At 59.8% G+C, this 16,559-nt stretch carries 13 protein-coding genes; 7 read left to right on the plus strand and 6 right to left on the minus strand.

The annotated features are described in order from the left end of the window. Positions 1–147: 147 nt before the first annotated feature. A complete protein-coding gene (locus H7698_RS26390; RefSeq protein ID WP_194693296.1) occupies positions 148–1,632 on the minus strand; it encodes an NCS1 family nucleobase:cation symporter-1 in 1,485 nt (494 codons plus the stop codon). 551 nt (positions 1,633–2,183) lie between these two features. Here H7698_RS26390 and hydA point away from each other — a divergent pair. The 4 genes from hydA to H7698_RS26410 all read left to right on the plus strand — a co-directional run bounded on the left by hydA (position 2,184) and on the right by H7698_RS26410 (position 7,594). After that, entirely contained in the window at positions 2,184–3,623 is a 1,440-nt protein-coding gene (gene hydA, locus H7698_RS26395) for a dihydropyrimidinase (protein ID WP_162440248.1), read from the plus strand. A 109-nt stretch (positions 3,624–3,732) separates the two neighbouring features. Next, positions 3,733–5,100, plus strand: coding sequence for an NAD(P)-dependent oxidoreductase (locus tag H7698_RS26400; protein WP_194693297.1), 1,368 nt, complete (start codon positions 3,733–3,735; stop codon positions 5,098–5,100). Beyond that, positions 5,101–6,375 carry an NAD-dependent dihydropyrimidine dehydrogenase subunit PreA gene (preA, locus tag H7698_RS26405; RefSeq protein ID WP_194693298.1) on the plus strand — a complete coding sequence of 425 codons (1,275 nt, stop codon included), beginning with the start codon at positions 5,101–5,103 and terminating at the stop codon, positions 6,373–6,375. It begins immediately after the preceding gene. Between the two features lie 211 nt (positions 6,376–6,586). Beyond that, the gene (locus tag H7698_RS26410) at positions 6,587–7,594 is read left to right on the plus strand and encodes an RHS repeat-associated core domain-containing protein (RefSeq protein WP_194693299.1); all 1,008 of its coding nucleotides are present in this window, start codon (positions 6,587–6,589) and stop codon (positions 7,592–7,594) included. A gap of 43 nt (positions 7,595–7,637) precedes the next feature. On the opposite strand, the gene H7698_RS26415 is transcribed toward H7698_RS26410, so the two are convergent. After that, positions 7,638–8,258 carry a TetR/AcrR family transcriptional regulator gene (locus H7698_RS26415; protein ID WP_194693300.1) on the minus strand — a complete coding sequence of 207 codons (621 nt, stop codon included), beginning with the start codon at positions 8,256–8,258 and terminating at the stop codon, positions 7,638–7,640. Between the two features lie 140 nt (positions 8,259–8,398). Here H7698_RS26415 and copC point away from each other — a divergent pair, with 140 nt between their 5' ends. Then, positions 8,399–8,764: a copper homeostasis periplasmic binding protein CopC gene (gene copC / locus H7698_RS26420; protein ID WP_162440244.1), complete on the plus strand. Its 366-nt coding sequence runs from the start codon at positions 8,399–8,401 to the stop codon at positions 8,762–8,764. 3 nt (positions 8,765–8,767) lie between these two features. Next, complete coding sequence (copD, locus tag H7698_RS26425) at positions 8,768–9,628, plus strand: copper homeostasis membrane protein CopD (RefSeq protein WP_194693301.1); 861 nt, start codon at positions 8,768–8,770, stop codon at positions 9,626–9,628. A gap of 27 nt (positions 9,629–9,655) precedes the next feature. On the opposite strand, the gene H7698_RS26430 is transcribed toward copD, so the two are convergent. Then, on the minus strand, positions 9,656–10,831 hold the full coding sequence (locus H7698_RS26430; protein WP_194693302.1) for an HlyD family secretion protein: 1,176 nt from the start codon (positions 10,829–10,831) through the stop codon (positions 9,656–9,658). Beyond that, positions 10,828–12,483: an MFS transporter gene (locus H7698_RS26435; protein WP_194693303.1), complete on the minus strand. Its 1,656-nt coding sequence runs from the start codon at positions 12,481–12,483 to the stop codon at positions 10,828–10,830. The genes H7698_RS26430 and H7698_RS26435 overlap by 4 nt, the downstream gene beginning before the upstream one ends. A 231-nt stretch (positions 12,484–12,714) precedes the next feature. Between H7698_RS26435 and H7698_RS26440 the strand changes: the two genes are divergently transcribed. Continuing rightward, positions 12,715–13,584 carry an aldose 1-epimerase gene (locus tag H7698_RS26440; protein ID WP_194693304.1) on the plus strand — a complete coding sequence of 290 codons (870 nt, stop codon included), beginning with the start codon at positions 12,715–12,717 and terminating at the stop codon, positions 13,582–13,584. Here the strand turns inward: H7698_RS26440 and H7698_RS26445 are convergent, their stop codons facing one another. After that, the gene (locus tag H7698_RS26445) at positions 13,585–15,312 is read right to left on the minus strand and encodes a PAS domain-containing hybrid sensor histidine kinase/response regulator (RefSeq protein WP_162440239.1); all 1,728 of its coding nucleotides are present in this window, start codon (positions 15,310–15,312) and stop codon (positions 13,585–13,587) included. Next, positions 15,296–16,459 (minus strand): alcohol dehydrogenase-like regulatory protein ErcA, encoded by a 1,164-nt coding sequence (ercA, locus tag H7698_RS26450; protein WP_162440238.1) that lies wholly within the window; start codon positions 16,457–16,459, stop codon positions 15,296–15,298. The genes H7698_RS26445 and ercA overlap by 17 nt, the downstream gene beginning before the upstream one ends. Positions 16,460–16,559 lie beyond the last annotated feature (100 nt).

Consider the following 16,559-nt stretch of genomic DNA (forward strand, 5'->3'; position numbering starts at 1 on the left):
CAGGCTGTTCTTATGAGTATTTGTGTTGTGTCTGTCAGGCCGCCATCGCGGGCAAGCCCGGCTCCCACAGGTATCAATGTCGTACACAAATGCTGTGTACACCTCAGTACCTGTGGGAGCCGAGCTTGCTCGCGATGAGGCCCTCACTTACACCGCAGATTTCGCAATAGACGGACTAGGCCGCATCGAGCACAACCCGTAATAAATCAACCCGCCAAGCGCCGAGCCGGTGAACCAGCCATAGCTGTAGAACCAGCTGAACGCATCACTGCCCAGCGACAGCAGCGTCAACACCACGGGCACGCCAAACGCAATAAAACCGTTCCAGTTCCACGCCGGGTAAACGTCATCGCGGTACAAACCTGCCAGGTCCAGCCGCTGTTTCTTGATCAGGAAATAGTCCACCACCATGATCCCGGCAATCGGTCCCAGCAGGCTGGAATAGCCCAGCAGCCAGTTGGAATACACCGTCTCAAGGCTCACGTCAGACACAATCAAACCGAGCTTTTTCAGCAGCTCATGGGCCATCAGCAACAACCCCACCAGCCCGGTCAGCATGACTGCCTTGGTGCGGTTGATCACCTTCGGCGCGATGTTCTGGAAGTCGTTGGTGGGCGAGACGATGTTAGCTGCGGTGTTGGTAGACAGCGTGGCAATGATGATCAGCGCCATGGCCAGCGCAACCCAGACCGGGCTCTGGATATGACCGATCAACGTCACCGGATCAGAGACCGTGACACCCACCAGCTTCACCGAGGCAGCGGTCATCACCACACCCAATGAGGCGAACAGGAACATGGTCAGTGGCAAGCCGATAATCTGCCCGACGATCTGGTCCTTCTGGCTTTTCGCATAGCGGCTGAAGTCCGGAATATTCAGAGACAGGGTGGCCCAGAAGCCGACCATTGCGGTCAGTCCGGCGGCGAAGTAGCTGACCACGCTCGCGCCTTCCGGACGTTTGGCCGGGATCGCCATCAGCTCGGTCATCGACACGTTCGGCATCGCCCACACCAGCAGCCCTGCGCCCACCAGCACCAACAACGGTGCGGACAGGGTTTCCAGCCACTTGATCGACTCGGCGCCGCGAATCACCACCCACAGGTTCAGCGCCCAGAACACCATGAAGCCGATGACTTCACCGGTGCCACCCAGGGATTTCCAGCCCTCGAACACCGATCCCAGAAACAGGTGGATCGCCAGCCCGCCGAACATTGTCTGGATTCCGAACCAGCCACACGCCACCAGTGCCCGGATCAGGCAGGGAACGTTGGAGCCGAGGATGCCGAAAGAGGATCGCAGTAACACCGGAAACGGGATGCCGTATTTGGTGCCGGGGAACGCGTTAAGCGTCAGGGGGATCAGGACAATGATGTTGGCGAACAGAATCGCCAGCAGCGCCTCACCCACGCTCAACCCGAAATAGGCGGTGAGCACACCACCGAGGGTGTACGTGGGCACGCAGATCGACATGCCGACCCACAACGCGGTGATGTGCCATTTGTTCCAGGTTCGTTCGCGCACCTTGGTCGGTGCCATGTCGTGGTTGTAACGGGGACTGTCGAGGACATCGCTGCCGGCTTCAAGCTCAAACAAGCCGTCGCGCTCGGTCACTTGCGATCTGATCTGTTGCATGGCCGCTCCACTGTTCTTTTGATTATTTTTGCTCATCAGGGGCTGGCGACATCAATAAACATGCCGATTACCCCGCTTGCGCATCGGGCAGATCCATAAAAAAACGGTAACTAACTGAAGTTCATCATTTTTATTTAAACAACTCATGAGTCCTCGGTAACAGGTCTGTTCACTCAGGCCGAATGCCAGGCAAGTTGTCCGATCAGTCAGGACTCAATCTGGTGCATCAAACTTTTTTCGCGTGTTACGCATTAACCATAGACCCTTCTCAAGCAGCTGATTTCACATAGGAAATCTCGTCTATTTTTCGAACCTGTCAAGTGCGTCAAAATGGTGAGAGGCGGTACCATTTTGGTGATTCTCGGTTTTATTCGTTATTTATCAATACCTTAAAACAGTCATAAGCTTATAAAAAATAATCTTGCTCATTTCTTTAACTCAGACTAGCTTCTATTCCTGACAGCGATGACAGGAATACACCTGTTTGCGTCTGCTTCATATAAAACATTTAGAACCGGCACAAGTCGGTCATTGCCTGCGAGGAACTCGGAATGTCTCTGTTGATCCGTGGCGCCACCGTTGTTACCCATGATGAAAGTTATCGCGCCGACGTCTATTGCGCCGACGGCGTGATTAAAGCCATCGGTGAAAACCTTGATGTTCCGGCGGGTGCGCAAGTGCTCGACGGCAGTGGTCAATACCTGATGCCCGGCGGCATCGACCCGCACACCCATATGCAACTGCCCTTCATGGGCACCGTGGCCAGTGAAGATTTTTTCAGCGGCACCGCGGCGGGACTTGCAGGTGGCACCACGTCGATCATCGACTTCGTGATTCCCAACCCGCAGCAGCCCTTGATGGAAGCCTTTCATCAGTGGCGCGGCTGGGCGGAAAAGTCGGCATCGGATTACGGTTTCCACGTCGCCATTACCTGGTGGAGCGAGCAGGTCCGCGAAGAAATGGCCGAGCTGGTCAGCCATCACGGCGTCAACAGCTTCAAGCATTTCATGGCGTACAAAAACGCGATCATGGCGGCCGACGACACGCTGGTCGCGAGTTTCGAACGTTGCCTTGAGCTCGGTGCGGTGCCCACCGTGCACGCCGAGAACGGCGAACTGGTGTATCACCTGCAACGCAAGTTGATGGCACAGGGCATGACCGGGCCGGAAGCGCATCCGCTGTCGCGACCTTCGCAAGTGGAAGGTGAAGCGGCCAGCCGGGCGATCCGCATCGCCGAAACCCTGGGCACGCCGCTGTACCTGGTGCATGTCTCGACCAAGGAAGCCCTCGACGAAATCACCTATGCCCGCAGCAAGGGGCAGCCAGTCTATGGCGAAGTGTTGGCCGGGCATCTGCTGCTGGACGACAGCGTCTATCAACACCCGGACTGGCAGACTGCCGCCGGTTACGTCATGAGCCCACCGTTCCGTCCTCGCGGCCATCAAGAAGCACTGTGGCATGGCCTGCAATCGGGCAACCTGCACACCACCGCCACCGACCATTGCTGCTTCTGCGCCGAGCAAAAAGCCGCTGGCCGTGACGACTTCAGCAAGATCCCCAACGGCACCGCCGGCATCGAAGATCGCATGGCCGTGCTCTGGGATGAAGGGGTCAATACCGGGCGCTTTTCGATGCAACAGTTCGTGGCCCTGACCTCTACCAACACCGCCAAGATTTTCAATCTGTATCCGCGCAAAGGCGCGATCCGCGTTGGCGCCGATGCCGATCTGGTGTTGTGGGACCCGCAGGGCACGCGGACCATTTCGGCAGCGACGCATCACCAGCAGGTCGACTTCAACATCTTCGAAGGCAAGACCGTGCGCGGGGTGCCGAGCCATACCGTGAGCCAGGGCAAGGTTGTCTGGGCGGACGGTGACCTGCGGGCCGAGCGAGGTGCCGGGCGATACGTCGAACGGCCGGCGTATCCGGCGGTGTTTGATTTGTTGAGCAAGCGGGCTGAGCAGAATAAGCCCACTGCGGTGAAACGCTGAACTCCAGGCCTTCGGCCATCGCGGGCAAGCCCGCTCCCACATTTGAAATGCAGGTGATCCAGACACTGCCCATCAGAGGCAGCACCTCAATAACCGTGAGGCAAAAACCGTGATCAAGACCCTCGACCATCTCCCGCATCCCTATGAAAATGCGGCCGCCCTCGCCGGCCACTTCACCGACCTCGCGCCGCCGCTCAACGACCGCCAGGCGCACCTCGAAGCGTCGCGCTGCCTGTATTGCTACGACGCCCCGTGCGTGAATGCCTGCCCGAGCGAGATCGACATCCCCTCGTTCATCCGCAATATTCACGCGGAAAACGTTCAGGGCGCCGCGCACAAAATCCTCTCGGCGAACATCCTCGGTGGCAGTTGCGCTCGCGTCTGCCCCACGGAAATCCTTTGCCAGCAAGCCTGTGTGCGCAACAACGACCATGAATGCGCGCCGGTGCTGATCGGCCTGCTGCAGCGCTACGCCGTGGACAACGCGCACTTCACTGAGCACCCGTTCGCACGCGCCGCCGCCACGGGCAAACGCATTGCCGTGGTGGGCGCCGGTCCGGCAGGGCTTTCCTGCGCTCACCGCAGCGCCATGCACGGCCATGATGTGGTGATTTTCGAGGCGCGCGAAAAGGCCGGTGGCCTCAATGAATACGGAATTGCCAAATACAAACTGGTGGACGATTACGCACAGAAGGAACTGGACTTCCTCCTGCAAATCGGCGGCATCGAGATCCGCCACGGGCAGAAGCTCGGCGAGAACCTGACCCTCAGCGAACTGCACCAGCAATTCGACGCGGTGTTTCTCGGCCTGGGTCTCAACGCCAGCAAGCAACTGGGCCTCAACCACGAAGACGCCCCCGGTTTAGTCGCCGCCACGGATTACATCCGCGAACTGCGCCAGGCCGACGACCTGACCCAACTGCCGCTGGCGGATCGCTGCATTGTCCTCGGTGCCGGCAACACCGCCATCGACATGGCGGTGCAAATGGCCCGCCTCGGTGCTCGCGACGTCAATCTGGTGTACCGCCGTGGCGTCGAAGAAATGGGCGCTACCGGCCATGAGCAGGACATCGCCAAAGCCAATCAGGTGCGTTTGCTGATCTGGGCCCAACCTGAGGAAGTATTACTCGATGCCAACGGCAATGTCCGCGGCATGCGTTTCGCCCGCACCCGGCTGGTGGATGGCTGTCTGCAAACCACCGGTGAAACCTTCGAACTGGCCGCCGACGCCATCTTCAAAGCCATCGGCCAGGCCTTCGACGGCACAGCTCTCAGCGACCCGCTGGCCCGCGAACTCAAGCGCCAGGGCGATCGGATCGAGGTCGATGCACAGCTGCGCACCAGTATCCCCGGCGTGTACGCCGGTGGCGACTGCACCAGCCTCGATCAGGACCTCACCGTGCAGGCCGTGCAACACGGCAAACTGGCCGCCGAGGCCATTCACGCCCAACTCGTGCTCAATGTGGAGGCTGCGTAAATGGCCGATCTATCGATCAACTTCGCCGGTATCAAATCCCCTAACCCATTCTGGCTCGCCTCCGCGCCGCCCACCGACAAGGCTTACAACGTGGTCCGCGCCTTCGAGGCCGGTTGGGGTGGCGTGGTCTGGAAAACCCTGGGTGAAGACCCGGCGGCGGTCAACGTGTCTTCGCGCTACTCGGCGCACTTCGGCGCCAACCGTGAAGTGATGGGGTTCAACAACATCGAGCTGATTACCGACCGCTCACTGGAAATCAACCTGCGGGAAATCACCCAGGTCAAAAAGGACTGGCCGGACCGCGCGCTGATCGTTTCGCTGATGGTGCCCTGCGTCGAAGAGTCGTGGAAATTCATCCTGCCGCTGGTGGAAGCCACCGGTGCCGACGGCATCGAACTGAACTTCGGTTGCCCCCATGGCATGCCCGAACGCGGCATGGGCGCAGCGGTCGGACAGGTCCCGGAGTATGTCGAACAGGTCACCCGTTGGTGCAAGACCTATTGCTCGCTCCCGGTCATCGTCAAGCTCACGCCGAACATCACCGACATCCGCGTCGCCGCCCGCGCGGCCCATCGAGGCGGTGCCGATGCGGTGTCGTTGATCAACACCATCAACTCGATCACCAGTGTCAACCTGGAGCGCATGGTCGCCAACCCTGTCGTCGGCAACCAAAGCACCCACGGCGGTTACTGCGGTTCAGCGGTCAAGCCCATTGCGCTGAACATGGTCGCCGAGATCGCACGGGATCCGCAGACCCGGGGCCTGCCGATCTCCGGCATCGGCGGCATTGGCACGTGGCGCGACGCCGCAGAGTTCATCGCTCTGGGCAGCGGATCGGTTCAGGTGTGCACGGCGGCGATGCTGCACGGTTTCAGGATTGTCGAGGAAATGAAAGACGGACTGTCCCGCTGGATGGAAAGCCAGGGCTACGCCAGCGTGGCGGATTTTTCAGGACGTGCGGTGGCCAACACCACGGACTGGAAGTACCTGGATATCAACTATCAGGTGATCGCCAAGATCGATCAGGAGGCCTGCATCGGCTGCGGTCGTTGCCACATTGCCTGCGAAGACACCTCGCACCAGGCGGTGGCCAGCATCAAGCAGGCGGACGGAACGCATAAATATGAAGTGATCGACGACGAGTGCGTAGGCTGCAACCTGTGCCAGATCACCTGCCCGGTGCAGGACTGCATCGAGATGGTGCCGATGGACAGCGGCAAGCCGTTTCTGGACTGGAATCATGACCCGAGGAACCCGTATCACGTTGCTGTTTGAGTTCAGCGGCGTCTGAATGGACGCCATCGCGGGCAAGCCACGCTCCCACAGGATCTGAGTACAACCGACGTCAGGCCGGTCGACACAGAACCTGTGGGAGCGTGGCTTGCCCGCGATGGCGTCAGCAGCCCCGACTATCAGTTCTGTTAGTAGACAAGGACTCAGGGTTACCCGACTCTAGCAACACTCCACCGGCAATGGACCCACGCCCATGTCCTCGTCTTTGAAAATACTCCGCCGCTTCCGCTACGACCCCTTGGACCGACTCTCGAGCGCAGGCCCTTCAGAGGGTACAAGCACCCAACGGTTTTACCAGGGCGACCATCTGGTGACCGAACGGGAAGAACGCTCACAACGAACAATCATCCGCCATGAAGCTCAACCGCTGGCGCAGCAACATTGTACGGCTGGGGAAACCGAAACCACGCTTCTGGCGACAGATCAGGCTCATTCGCTGCTGCGTACTGTCGAGCAGCAAGTGGCTTATACCGCTTACGGCCATCACCCGGGCGAAAGTGGTTTGAGTCGCTTGATTGGGTTTAACGGTGAGTCTCCCGACTCTATTACCGGTCACTATCTATTGGGACAGGGCACGCGTGCATTCAATCCGGTACTGATGCGCTTCAATAGCCCGGATGAATTGAGTCCTTTTGGTAAGGGAGGCTTTAATCCATATGCTTATTGCGGAAACGACCCCATTAACTTTCGCGACCCAACCGGTAACGTTCGCTTAATGCAATTCCTAAATCAGCATAGACGGTCGGTAATCGTCAACCCATTGCATCGGCTACAACCCTCCTCCCAATCTATAGTCCGGCCCGCTCGTCCGGCATCTGCTCCCACTCCTTTTGTTTATACCGCCACTCCAATTGCAAAAACAGAAGTAATGTTTAAACCGCTGCCGCCCGAGGCAACAAGAAAAGTACGTCCTTACAACGAAGGAAAAATACGGACCAGCCACAACAAGAGAACACACGCAATACACAAAAATCTAAGTGATGTTGCACGTGAATACGACGAACACATGCGCCTTCATCCGAGTACAAATATAACGCCTGACAACGCCTTTCTACAGCCTTTCCTTTTGGCCGAAGAGCAATACAAAAAAAGGCAAATTAGCTCAGGTCAATTTGCCTATAAACGACACCGAGCCAAGCAAAACGCACTAGAGAAAATCAAAAAGGCAAGCCAATCAATTCGAAACGATGACATGGACTGACGACCCGTAAGGTTCGCGAAGGCCAGCAACTTGCCAAAAAAACTCAGGGCTCCAACCCAATCCCCCGCAAGATCACACTCGTCACCGTCTGCACCGCCCTTTCAAACTGCATGTCCGACAACGGCTGATGATCATTGAGGATATTCACCTGATGATCAAAGTCGGCGTAGTGCTGGGTCGAGGCCCAGATCATGTACAGCAGGCTTGAGGGCTCTACCGGCAGGATGCGTTTGTCTTCGACCCATTGGCGGATCTTGGCTTCTTTCATCTTGGCCCAATCGTAGAGGCTCACGTCCAGTGCCTCGCCGAGGGTCGGGGCGCCGTGGATGATCTCGTTGGCCCAGACTTTGGAGCCGTAGGGACGGCTGCGGGAGTGGTTCATTTTGGCGCGGATGTAGCTACTCAGCACCACGCGCGGATCGTCGAACATTTCAAAGCACAGGGCGTCCTGCTTCCAGACTTCCAGCAGATCGAACAGCACGGCGCTGTAGAGTTCGGTCTTGGTGCTGAAGTAGTAATGCAGGTTCGAGCGCGGCAGTTGCACTTCGGCGGCGATGTCGGCCATGGCGGTGCTGCCGAAGCCTTTTTCGGCGAAGACCTTTTCGGCCCCCAGCAGAATCTTTTCGACGTTACTGCGACGAATCTCGATCTTGTGATTGCCCATGAGGGCTCCCTGACGACAGCGTTGGTCAAGACTAGCATCCGCTCTACCTCGCGGCGACAAGGGAAAACGAAACTTCGTACAGGCCGCTTGCGGAAGGTAAACTGACGGCCTCTTCGAACCTGCCCAAGAGGTATTCCACGATGCTGCTCAAGAAAGCCCTGACCACCGCTGCCCTCCTCGGCAGCCTGTTCGCCGCCTCGTCGGTGTTTGCCCACGCCCATCTGAAAAGCCAGACGCCCGCTGCCGACAGTACTGTCAGCGCGCCTGCCGAGTTGCGCCTGGTGTTTTCCGAAGGTGTCGAAGCCACCTTCACCAAGGTCACCCTCAGCAAAGACGGGACTGACGTGCCGGTGAAAAGCCTGACCACCGAAGGCAGCGATAAAAAAACCCTGATCGTGACGCCAGCCGCGCCGTTGACCGCCGGCGCCTATAAAGTCCAATGGCACGCCGTGTCCGTCGACACCCACAAAAGCGAAGGCGCCTACAGCTTCAAGGTGGGTCAGTAATTCATGACGAGCGCGATGGTGCTGTGTCGTTTCCTGCATTTCACCGTGGTGCTGATGCTGTTCGGGGCCTGGGTATTCAGGCCTCTGCTGTTGAACCGTGAATCGCTGGCGCTGGACCGACGATTGGCAAGCGTATGCCGTTGGCTGACGGCAGTGGCGCTGCTCAGCGGCGTGTGCTGGTTGCTGTTGATCACCGCCAGCATGGCTGGCGCCTGGGAAGCGGCGTTCGATCCGGCGACTTTGCAATTAGTGCTGACCAACACGTTTTTCGGCCAGGTCTGGGGCTGGCACCTGCTGATCAACGGGGTGTTGATGGCGCTGCTGCTGACACCCTTGGGCGCTAACCTGCCTATTCGGCTGACCCTGGCCAGTCTGTTGCTGGCGACCCTGGCGCCGGTTGGTCATGGCGCGATGCTCGACGGCCTGAACGGGCAGTTGTTGATCCTCAACCAGATTGTCCACCTGACCTGCGTCGGCATCTGGCTCGGCGGATTGATGTTGCTGGTGATGATCCTGCGGCAACCCACGGGTCATACAGTCAGCGTCATTCTGCAGCGATTCAGTGGCGTGGGTTACGCGTTGGTCGCGGGATTGGTCATCACCGGACTGATCAATGTCCGGGTACTCACCGGGCAATTCTGGCCGACGCCGTTGTGGTCCGGTTTTGCCTTGATCCTGTTGATCAAGGTCTTGCTGGTCGTGGTGATGCTGGGGCTGGCGTTGTTCAACCGACTGCGGATCAAGGATTGCGAACAGCGAATGGGGGCACTTAAAAGCAGCGTGATCATGGAGTGGCTGCTGGGAATTGGCGCCGTGGCGGCAGTGTCGCTGCTGGGCACCATGCCGCCAATGGTTGCGGCCTGAGCACCTCAATCCTGCAGGCCATGCAGTTCACTTAAGTGGTACGCCTACTCTGTGGCGAGGGGATTTATCGTTATCCCCCTCCGCCGCCGTATCGATACTCACCACCACCGACATCCCCGGTCGCAGACGCTCGCTGCCTTCCTGCCCGTCATTCACCGTAATCCGCACCGGCACGCGCTGGGCGATCTTGACGAAGTTGCCGGTGGCGTTGTCCGCCTGCAACAACGCGAACTCCGACCCGGTCCCCGGTGATATTCGCTGCACCTGCCCATGAAATAGTCGGTGATTGAGGGCATCCACGGTAAACGTTACCGGCTGGCCGACCCTCACGTTGTTCATCTGGGTTTCCTTCATGTTGGCGATCACCCACAACTGATGCGGCACCAGCGCCATCAGTTGCGCGCCGGAGTTCACATAGGCGCCGAGGCGCACGCCGATCTGCCCGAGCTGACCGTCGCGCGGCGCAATGATCCGGGTGTTGGACAGGTCGATGCGCGCCAGTTGCACCGCGGCGTCCGCACTGGCGACCGCCGCTTCCAGCGAGCCACGATTGACGATCACCGACTGCAAATCCTGGCGCGCAATTTCCAGATTGGCCTGGGCTTGAGCCACTGCCGCAATGGACTGCGCGTTCGCCGCCAAGGCGACGTCCAACTCGCGCCTGGACACAGAACCGTCACGCACCAGCTCGTTGTTTCGGCGCAGATCCGCTTCACTTTTACGCACCTGAGCCTGGCTGTCAGCGACGGCGGCCTGACGCAGCTTGATGGTCGCCTCGGCGCTGTTGCGTTGCTGTACCACGTTGGCCAGGGCCGCTTTCTGTACCGCCAACTGCGCCAGCGATTGATCGAGACGCTGCTGGTAGATCCGGTCGTCGAGCCGCACCAGCAGATCCCCGGCCTTCACAAACTGAAAGTCCGACACCGGCACTTCATACACATAGCCGCTGAGCTGCGGGCCGATGATCGTCACCTGACCACGCACCAAGGCGTTCTCCGTGGTTTCGACCGCGCTGCTGAACGGCGGCAGTTGCCAGGCGTACAACACGATCAGTACACCCACGATGGCAATGGCCGCAAAGCCCATGGACGAAAGCACCCGCACTCGCAATGAACGTGGTTCTGTGGCGGGCGTGGACGGTGGTTCGACACCTTCAGGCGTCGCTGCGATGGCATTGGTGGTGGTTGTGGTCGGTTCGGTCATGAAGAAGAAACACCGCTAGGGGCTACGGGAGGCGTTGGGGCGACGTTTTTGGTGGTGCTCATCAGCCACAGGGCGCGAAGGGAAATCCAGATCATGGTCAACACGGCAATCATCGCGATCAGCATGAACACATCGTTATAGGCGAGCACATTGGCCTCGTGTGCGGCGGCCGTGGCCAGACTGCGTATGCCTTGCAGATTGCGCAGGCTCGGGTCAGCGATCACTGAACCGAGTGCATTGCCGCCGCTCTGAACACGTGCGGCCACACGCGGATCGGTCATGGTCAGGTGTTCGACAATGTTGCTGGAATGGAATTTCTCGCGAGCGATCTGAAACGTGCCCAGCAGCGCCGCACCAATCAGGCCGCCGAGGTTCTGGCAGATACCGAACAGCACGGAAAAGCTCACCAGGTTGCGCGGGTTGGTCAGGACGTTGCGCGTCCCCAGCACCATCGTCGGGCCCAGGAAAAAGGTCCCGCCAAAGGCTAGCAGGAACTGGCTGAAATACATGTTTTCCGGGCGGGTCAGGTTATTCGAATGGCTGTCGATCACCGAACCGACGGCCATCAGCGCCAGCGACACGATCAGCGGCATGAACAAGTGCTTGGGGTTGATGGTCAGGGCGCTGGTGACCAGCCCGGCGATGCTGCCGATCATCATCACCACATAAAGACTGTGCAGCTGCTGGCTGCTCATGTTGAGGAACTGCATGAACCCGACAGCACCGGTGGATTGCTCCGAGGTCACCATGCGGATAAGGACCACCGCCAGTGCCAGGCGAATCATCACGCCACTGCCGAGCCAACGGGTCATCAGCATCGGGTTGCTGCGGTTGTGTTCGATCGCCAGCCCCCCGAGGATCAATGCGATGGACGCCGCCAACGCCACGCCAATCCACGGCGCTTCCAGCCACCAGTCGATCCTCCCCAGCGACAGCACCGCGCAGAGCAACGCCACACCGCTTGAAAGAATGGCGAAAGTCAGGAAATCGAGTTTTTCGAAGGTCTTGAAGCGGTCGCCCGGTGGCAACTTGAGGAGAAACACGCAACCCAGGGACAGCAGCGCCATGCCCAGTTCAAACAGATAGAGGCCGCGCCATTCGGCGATCTGCAGCAGGTCTTCGGAGAACAGCCGTGCCAGCGGCAAGGCCAGTTGCGAGGTCCCGAGCCCCAGGACCAGCGCCTTCATCCGCCACTTCGCCGGGAACGCCTGGATCATGTAATACAGGCCCAGGGAACTCAACGCCGCCCCCACCATCCCGTGCGCCGCCCGCACCGCGATCGCCGAGTTCAGGTCGTTGACGAACAAGTGGCCGAAAGTGACCAGCGCATAGAGCACCAGAAACACTTCCGTGAACGCCCGCAGACCGAACTGTTGGCGAAATTTCACCAGCAGCAGGTTCATCGACACGTTGGTCATGACATAGGCTGCCGGCAGCCAGGCCATCTCGGCCGTGGTCGCCCCCAACGCGCCTTGCAGGTAAGTCAGATTGGCGATCACCAACGAGTTGCCCAGGCCGCCAGTCAACGCCACCAGCAATCCCACCAGCGCGAAGGCGAACCGCTTTGGCGTGGAGTGCAGCGGCGTTGAGGGGGAACCGGGCAGGCTGGGCCGTTCATGGGGTTGCCAGTCGCGCGGGGCGTAGTGATCCATTCAATAACCTTGTTTGAGAGTGATGACAGTTTGCCGCAAAATCACTGATGAACACACAAGCCATGAACGACCTACATTCCTGTGGGGCTTTTTTAAAAAAAGTTCAAAAGATCGCAGCCTCGTTTCACTCGACAGCGCCTACACAGCTCCTACGGGTTCCTAAGGCTCCTGCACAGGTTCGTACACAGCTCCAACAGGGGTTGAGGTGTATTTTTTATAGGATATACAGACATGGCACCTACGTTGATCGAGCTCGAAGACGAACTCACCCGCCTCACCCTCGCCCCTGAGCTCGGCGGCAGCATCGCCAACTGGACCGTGCGCAGCACCGGGCAGCCGCTGCTTCGACACAGCGACACCCACGCGCTGAACACCGGCCTGCCCGGCAAGCTTGCCTGCTTCCCTTTGGCACCCTGGTCAAACCGAGTATCAGCAGGCGGTTTCGACTGCCCCGATGGCTGGCTCACTTTGACGCCCAACAGCCTCACTGACCCGCTGCCGATTCATGGCAGTGCCTGGCAGCAGCCGTGGCAGGTGGTGGCGCAGTCGCGTAATGACGCCGTGCTGCAACTCGACAGCACCACACCCTTCGCCTATCGCGCCTGGCAACGTTTTCATCTGAACGAGGGTCGACTGAGCATCGAGTTGCACGTCACTCATCTGGCCGAACGCGCCGCTTGGCACGGCCTGGGTTTGCATCCCTACCTGCCACGCACCCCGGATACGCGCCTACAGGCAAAGGCCGGGCACGTGTGGATGTGCGACGCGAGCAAACTGCCCACCCAGCTCAGCGCTGTACCGGCAGACTGGGATTTCCAGTCGCTCAAGGCGTTGCCCGACAGACTGGTCGACAACGGATTCTGCGAATGGGACGGGCATTGCCTGATCCAGCAACGCGACCTCGGTTACGAGCTGCACTGCCAGGCCACTGGCAGCGGTGTTTTTCTGCTCTACTGCCCACCGGGACTGGATTTTTTCTGCATCGAACCGGTCAGCCATCCGGTGGATGCACACCACCTGCCGGGCCGACCTGGCTTGCGCCTGCTGGAGCACGGGCAAACCACCGAACTCGGTTTCAGCCTGCAATACCGCGCATGCTGATCACCCCAGCAACTGGCTCAGCACCGCACGCAACTTGCCGGGTTTCACCGGTTTGTTCAGCAGCGGCGCATTGAGTCGCTGCAGCGAACGCCGGCACTGATCGGTGCGGTCGGCGGTGATGATCACGGCCGGGATGGTTTGACTGAAGTGCTCGCGCAAATGCCTGACCACCTCGCAACCCACCACCCCGTGATCGAGGTGATAGTCCGCCAGAATCAGCTCCGGCGCCTGCCCCTGCAACGCGCTCAACGCTGAAGCCTCGTCCGTGGCCGTCACCACCTCACAGCCCCACTGCCCGAGCAACGCGCTCATGCTTTCAAGGATGCTCACTTCATTGTCGAGCACCAGCAAACGTCGACCCGGCAGCGGATTGCCCGTACCCGGTTGCGGCACCGCCAGGCTGATGGGCAACGGCACCTCGCGGGACATGGGCACCTCGATGGCGAACCGCGAGCCCCGACCCGGCAATGAATGCACCTGGACCCGATAATCAAGAATCTTGGCGATGCGTTCGACGATCGCCAGCCCCAGGCCCACCCCTTTGCGGTCGGCGGCCCGGCCAACGTCCAGCTGATTGAATTCGAGGAAGATCGAGTCGAGGCGATCGGCTGCAATCCCACGCCCGGTGTCCCACACTTCCAGGCTCAACTGCTCGCCCCGGCGACGTGCCGCGAGCAAAATGCAGCCCTGATCGGTGTAGCGACACGCGTTGCTGAGGAAGTTGCGCAGGATGCGCGTCATCAGCCGCAAGTCGGTGCGGATCGCGTAGTCGCCCATGTGCACACGCAAGTTCAAACCGGCCGCCTCGGCCACCGATTGAAACTCCGACACCAACGGCCCGAGCAATTCGTCGAGGCGATAAAGCGCGATGTCCGGCTTCACGGCGGCCTGGTCGAGCCGGGAAATATCCAGCAGATCCGTGAGCAAATCCTCCGCCCCTTCCAGTGCCTGGTGCGTGCGTTCGACCAGTACCTGCTCGATGTCGGGCAGCTTGCGCTCGCGCAGGGTAGAGATCAGCAAACGTGCGGCGTTGAGCGGTTGCAGCAGGTCATGGCTGGCGGCGGCGAGGTACTTGTCCTTGCTGTGATTGGCCGCCTCGGCAGCGTCACGGGCATCGCGCAAGGCTTCGGCGATCTGTTTGCGCTGGGTGATCTGCTGCTGCAGGTTGCGGTTGGCTTCAAGTAGTTCATCGGTGCGCGCAGTGACCCGCTGTTCCAGTTCGTCATTGAGCTGCTGCAGGCGTTCCTGAGCCAGTTTGCGTTCGGTGATGTCGGCGACAAAACCTTCCACCAAACCTTCCTGATCGGGCTTGAGCAACAGGTTCATCAGCACGTCGAGGCTGGTGCCGTCCTTGCGCCGCAGCTGGGTCTCATAGCCGTGCAGGCTGCGTTGTGTTTTCAGCAGCTCGCCGATGTTTTCGAGCTCCTGGGCGCCACCGACAAACAGGTTGCTGGCCAGGTCCGCCAGGGAGAACAACACCTCTTGCGGGTCTTGATAACCCAGCATCCGCGCCAGTGCCGGATTGGCGGCGCGCATGCCTTCGAGCAGGCTGGCCTGGAAGATCCCGTGCACGGCATTTTCGAACAACCATTTGTAGCGATTGCGCTCGGCTTCCAGCTCGTCAAGGCGCGCCGCGAGTTCCGGATAATGGCTCTTGCGTGCCGAATGGCTGCCTAAACCCAGTAACCCGGCCAGCGCCCGTTGTTGCTCGTCAGAGGGCTTCGCCATAGACGACCTCGACATCACGCTGACTGGATTCACGCGGATTGGTGAGGATGCACGGATCGTCCATCGCGTGTTGCGACAGGAATGGAATGTCCGCCGTCCGGACACCGTGCAACCCCAGGGTTTCATGGAACCCGATGGCGTGTTTGAGGGCAATCAGGTGGTCGACCAGGCGCCCGCAGATCTCCCGGTGATTGAGGCCCCGGCAATCGATGCCAAAGGTCTCGGCAATGACTTTGAAGCGGTCCGGTGCCGAGCTGTAGTTGAACGCCACCACGTGTTCTACCAGCACCGCGTTGCACAGGCCATGGGGCAAGTCGAGAAACCCGCCGAGGCTGTGGGACATGGCGTGCACGGCCCCCAGAATCGCGTTGGAAAACGCCAGCCCGGCCTGCATGCTGCCCAGCATGATTTTCTCGCGCAGGGCAATGTCCGTCGGGTTGGCGATCATCTGCACCAGATTGCCATTGATCAGGCGCATGGCCTCCAGCGCATGAGGGTCGGTCAACGGCCCGTGCCCGGTGGACACGAAGGCTTCGATGGCATGCACCAGGGCGTCGATGCCGGTACAGGCCGACAGGAACGGGTCCATGCTGAGGGTGGTTTCCGGGTCGATCAGCGACACGTCTGGCACCACGGCCTTGCTGACGATCGAAAACTTCATGCGTTCTTGCTGGTTGGAAATGATCACGAATTGCGAGACGTCCGCCGACGTGCCGGCGGTGGTCGGGATCAGGATCAGCGGCGGGCTTGGCACGCGGATGGTATCGACGCCTTCGAACTCGAGGATGCTGCGCCCGTGAGCGACGACAATGCCGATGCCTTTGCCGCAATCCATCGGGCTGCCGCCTCCGACCGCCACGATCACGTCGCAGTGGTTTTCCCGGTACAGCTCGGCGCCGAGCATGACTTCTTCGACACGGGGGTTGGGCGACACGTCGCTATACAGAAAGTAGTCGATGCCTTGGGATTGCAGGCTGGCCTCGACGTCGGCGACCCACCCGGCGGCAATTACCCCGGGGTCGCTGACCACCAGGACCTTGCGCGCACCAAAGGTCTTGGCGTAGTTGCCGACGTTATGCCGGCAACCGGCACCGAAGATGATTTCAGGGGAAACGAATTTACGCAGCTGGCTGAGACTCTGGCTCATTGGAAAGCCTGTTTTTTATTGTTTTGAAAGGTACAGCCACACTAACCCATCCGGCGGTTAATGCAATCAGACCAATGGGTAGCGTGTGGCGGTCCGAGCA

Source organism: Pseudomonas sp. p50(2008), assembly GCF_015351605.1.
In the GTDB taxonomy this organism is placed as follows: domain Bacteria; phylum Pseudomonadota; class Gammaproteobacteria; order Pseudomonadales; family Pseudomonadaceae; genus Aquipseudomonas.

Bases quoted from the DNA above. Each gene is read 5' to 3' on its own strand.
- H7698_RS26390 (WP_194693296.1), bottom strand. From the start codon at position 1,632: ATGCAACAGATCAGATCGCAAGTGACCGAGCGCGACGGCTTGTTTGAG.
- hydA (WP_162440248.1), top strand. From the start codon at position 2,184: ATGTCTCTGTTGATCCGTGGCGCCACCGTTGTTACCCATGATGAAAGT.
- preA (WP_194693298.1), top strand. From the start codon at position 5,101: ATGGCCGATCTATCGATCAACTTCGCCGGTATCAAATCCCCTAACCCA.
- H7698_RS26410 (WP_194693299.1), top strand. From the start codon at position 6,587: ATGTCCTCGTCTTTGAAAATACTCCGCCGCTTCCGCTACGACCCCTTG.
- H7698_RS26415 (WP_194693300.1), bottom strand. From the start codon at position 8,258: ATGGGCAATCACAAGATCGAGATTCGTCGCAGTAACGTCGAAAAGATT.
- copC (WP_162440244.1), top strand. From the start codon at position 8,399: ATGCTGCTCAAGAAAGCCCTGACCACCGCTGCCCTCCTCGGCAGCCTG.
- copD (WP_194693301.1), top strand. From the start codon at position 8,768: ATGACGAGCGCGATGGTGCTGTGTCGTTTCCTGCATTTCACCGTGGTG.
- H7698_RS26430 (WP_194693302.1), bottom strand. From the start codon at position 10,831: ATGACCGAACCGACCACAACCACCACCAATGCCATCGCAGCGACGCCT.
- H7698_RS26435 (WP_194693303.1), bottom strand. From the start codon at position 12,483: ATGGATCACTACGCCCCGCGCGACTGGCAACCCCATGAACGGCCCAGC.
- H7698_RS26440 (WP_194693304.1), top strand. From the start codon at position 12,715: ATGGCACCTACGTTGATCGAGCTCGAAGACGAACTCACCCGCCTCACC.
- H7698_RS26445 (WP_162440239.1), bottom strand. From the start codon at position 15,312: ATGGCGAAGCCCTCTGACGAGCAACAACGGGCGCTGGCCGGGTTACTG.
- ercA (WP_162440238.1), bottom strand. From the start codon at position 16,459: ATGAGCCAGAGTCTCAGCCAGCTGCGTAAATTCGTTTCCCCTGAAATC.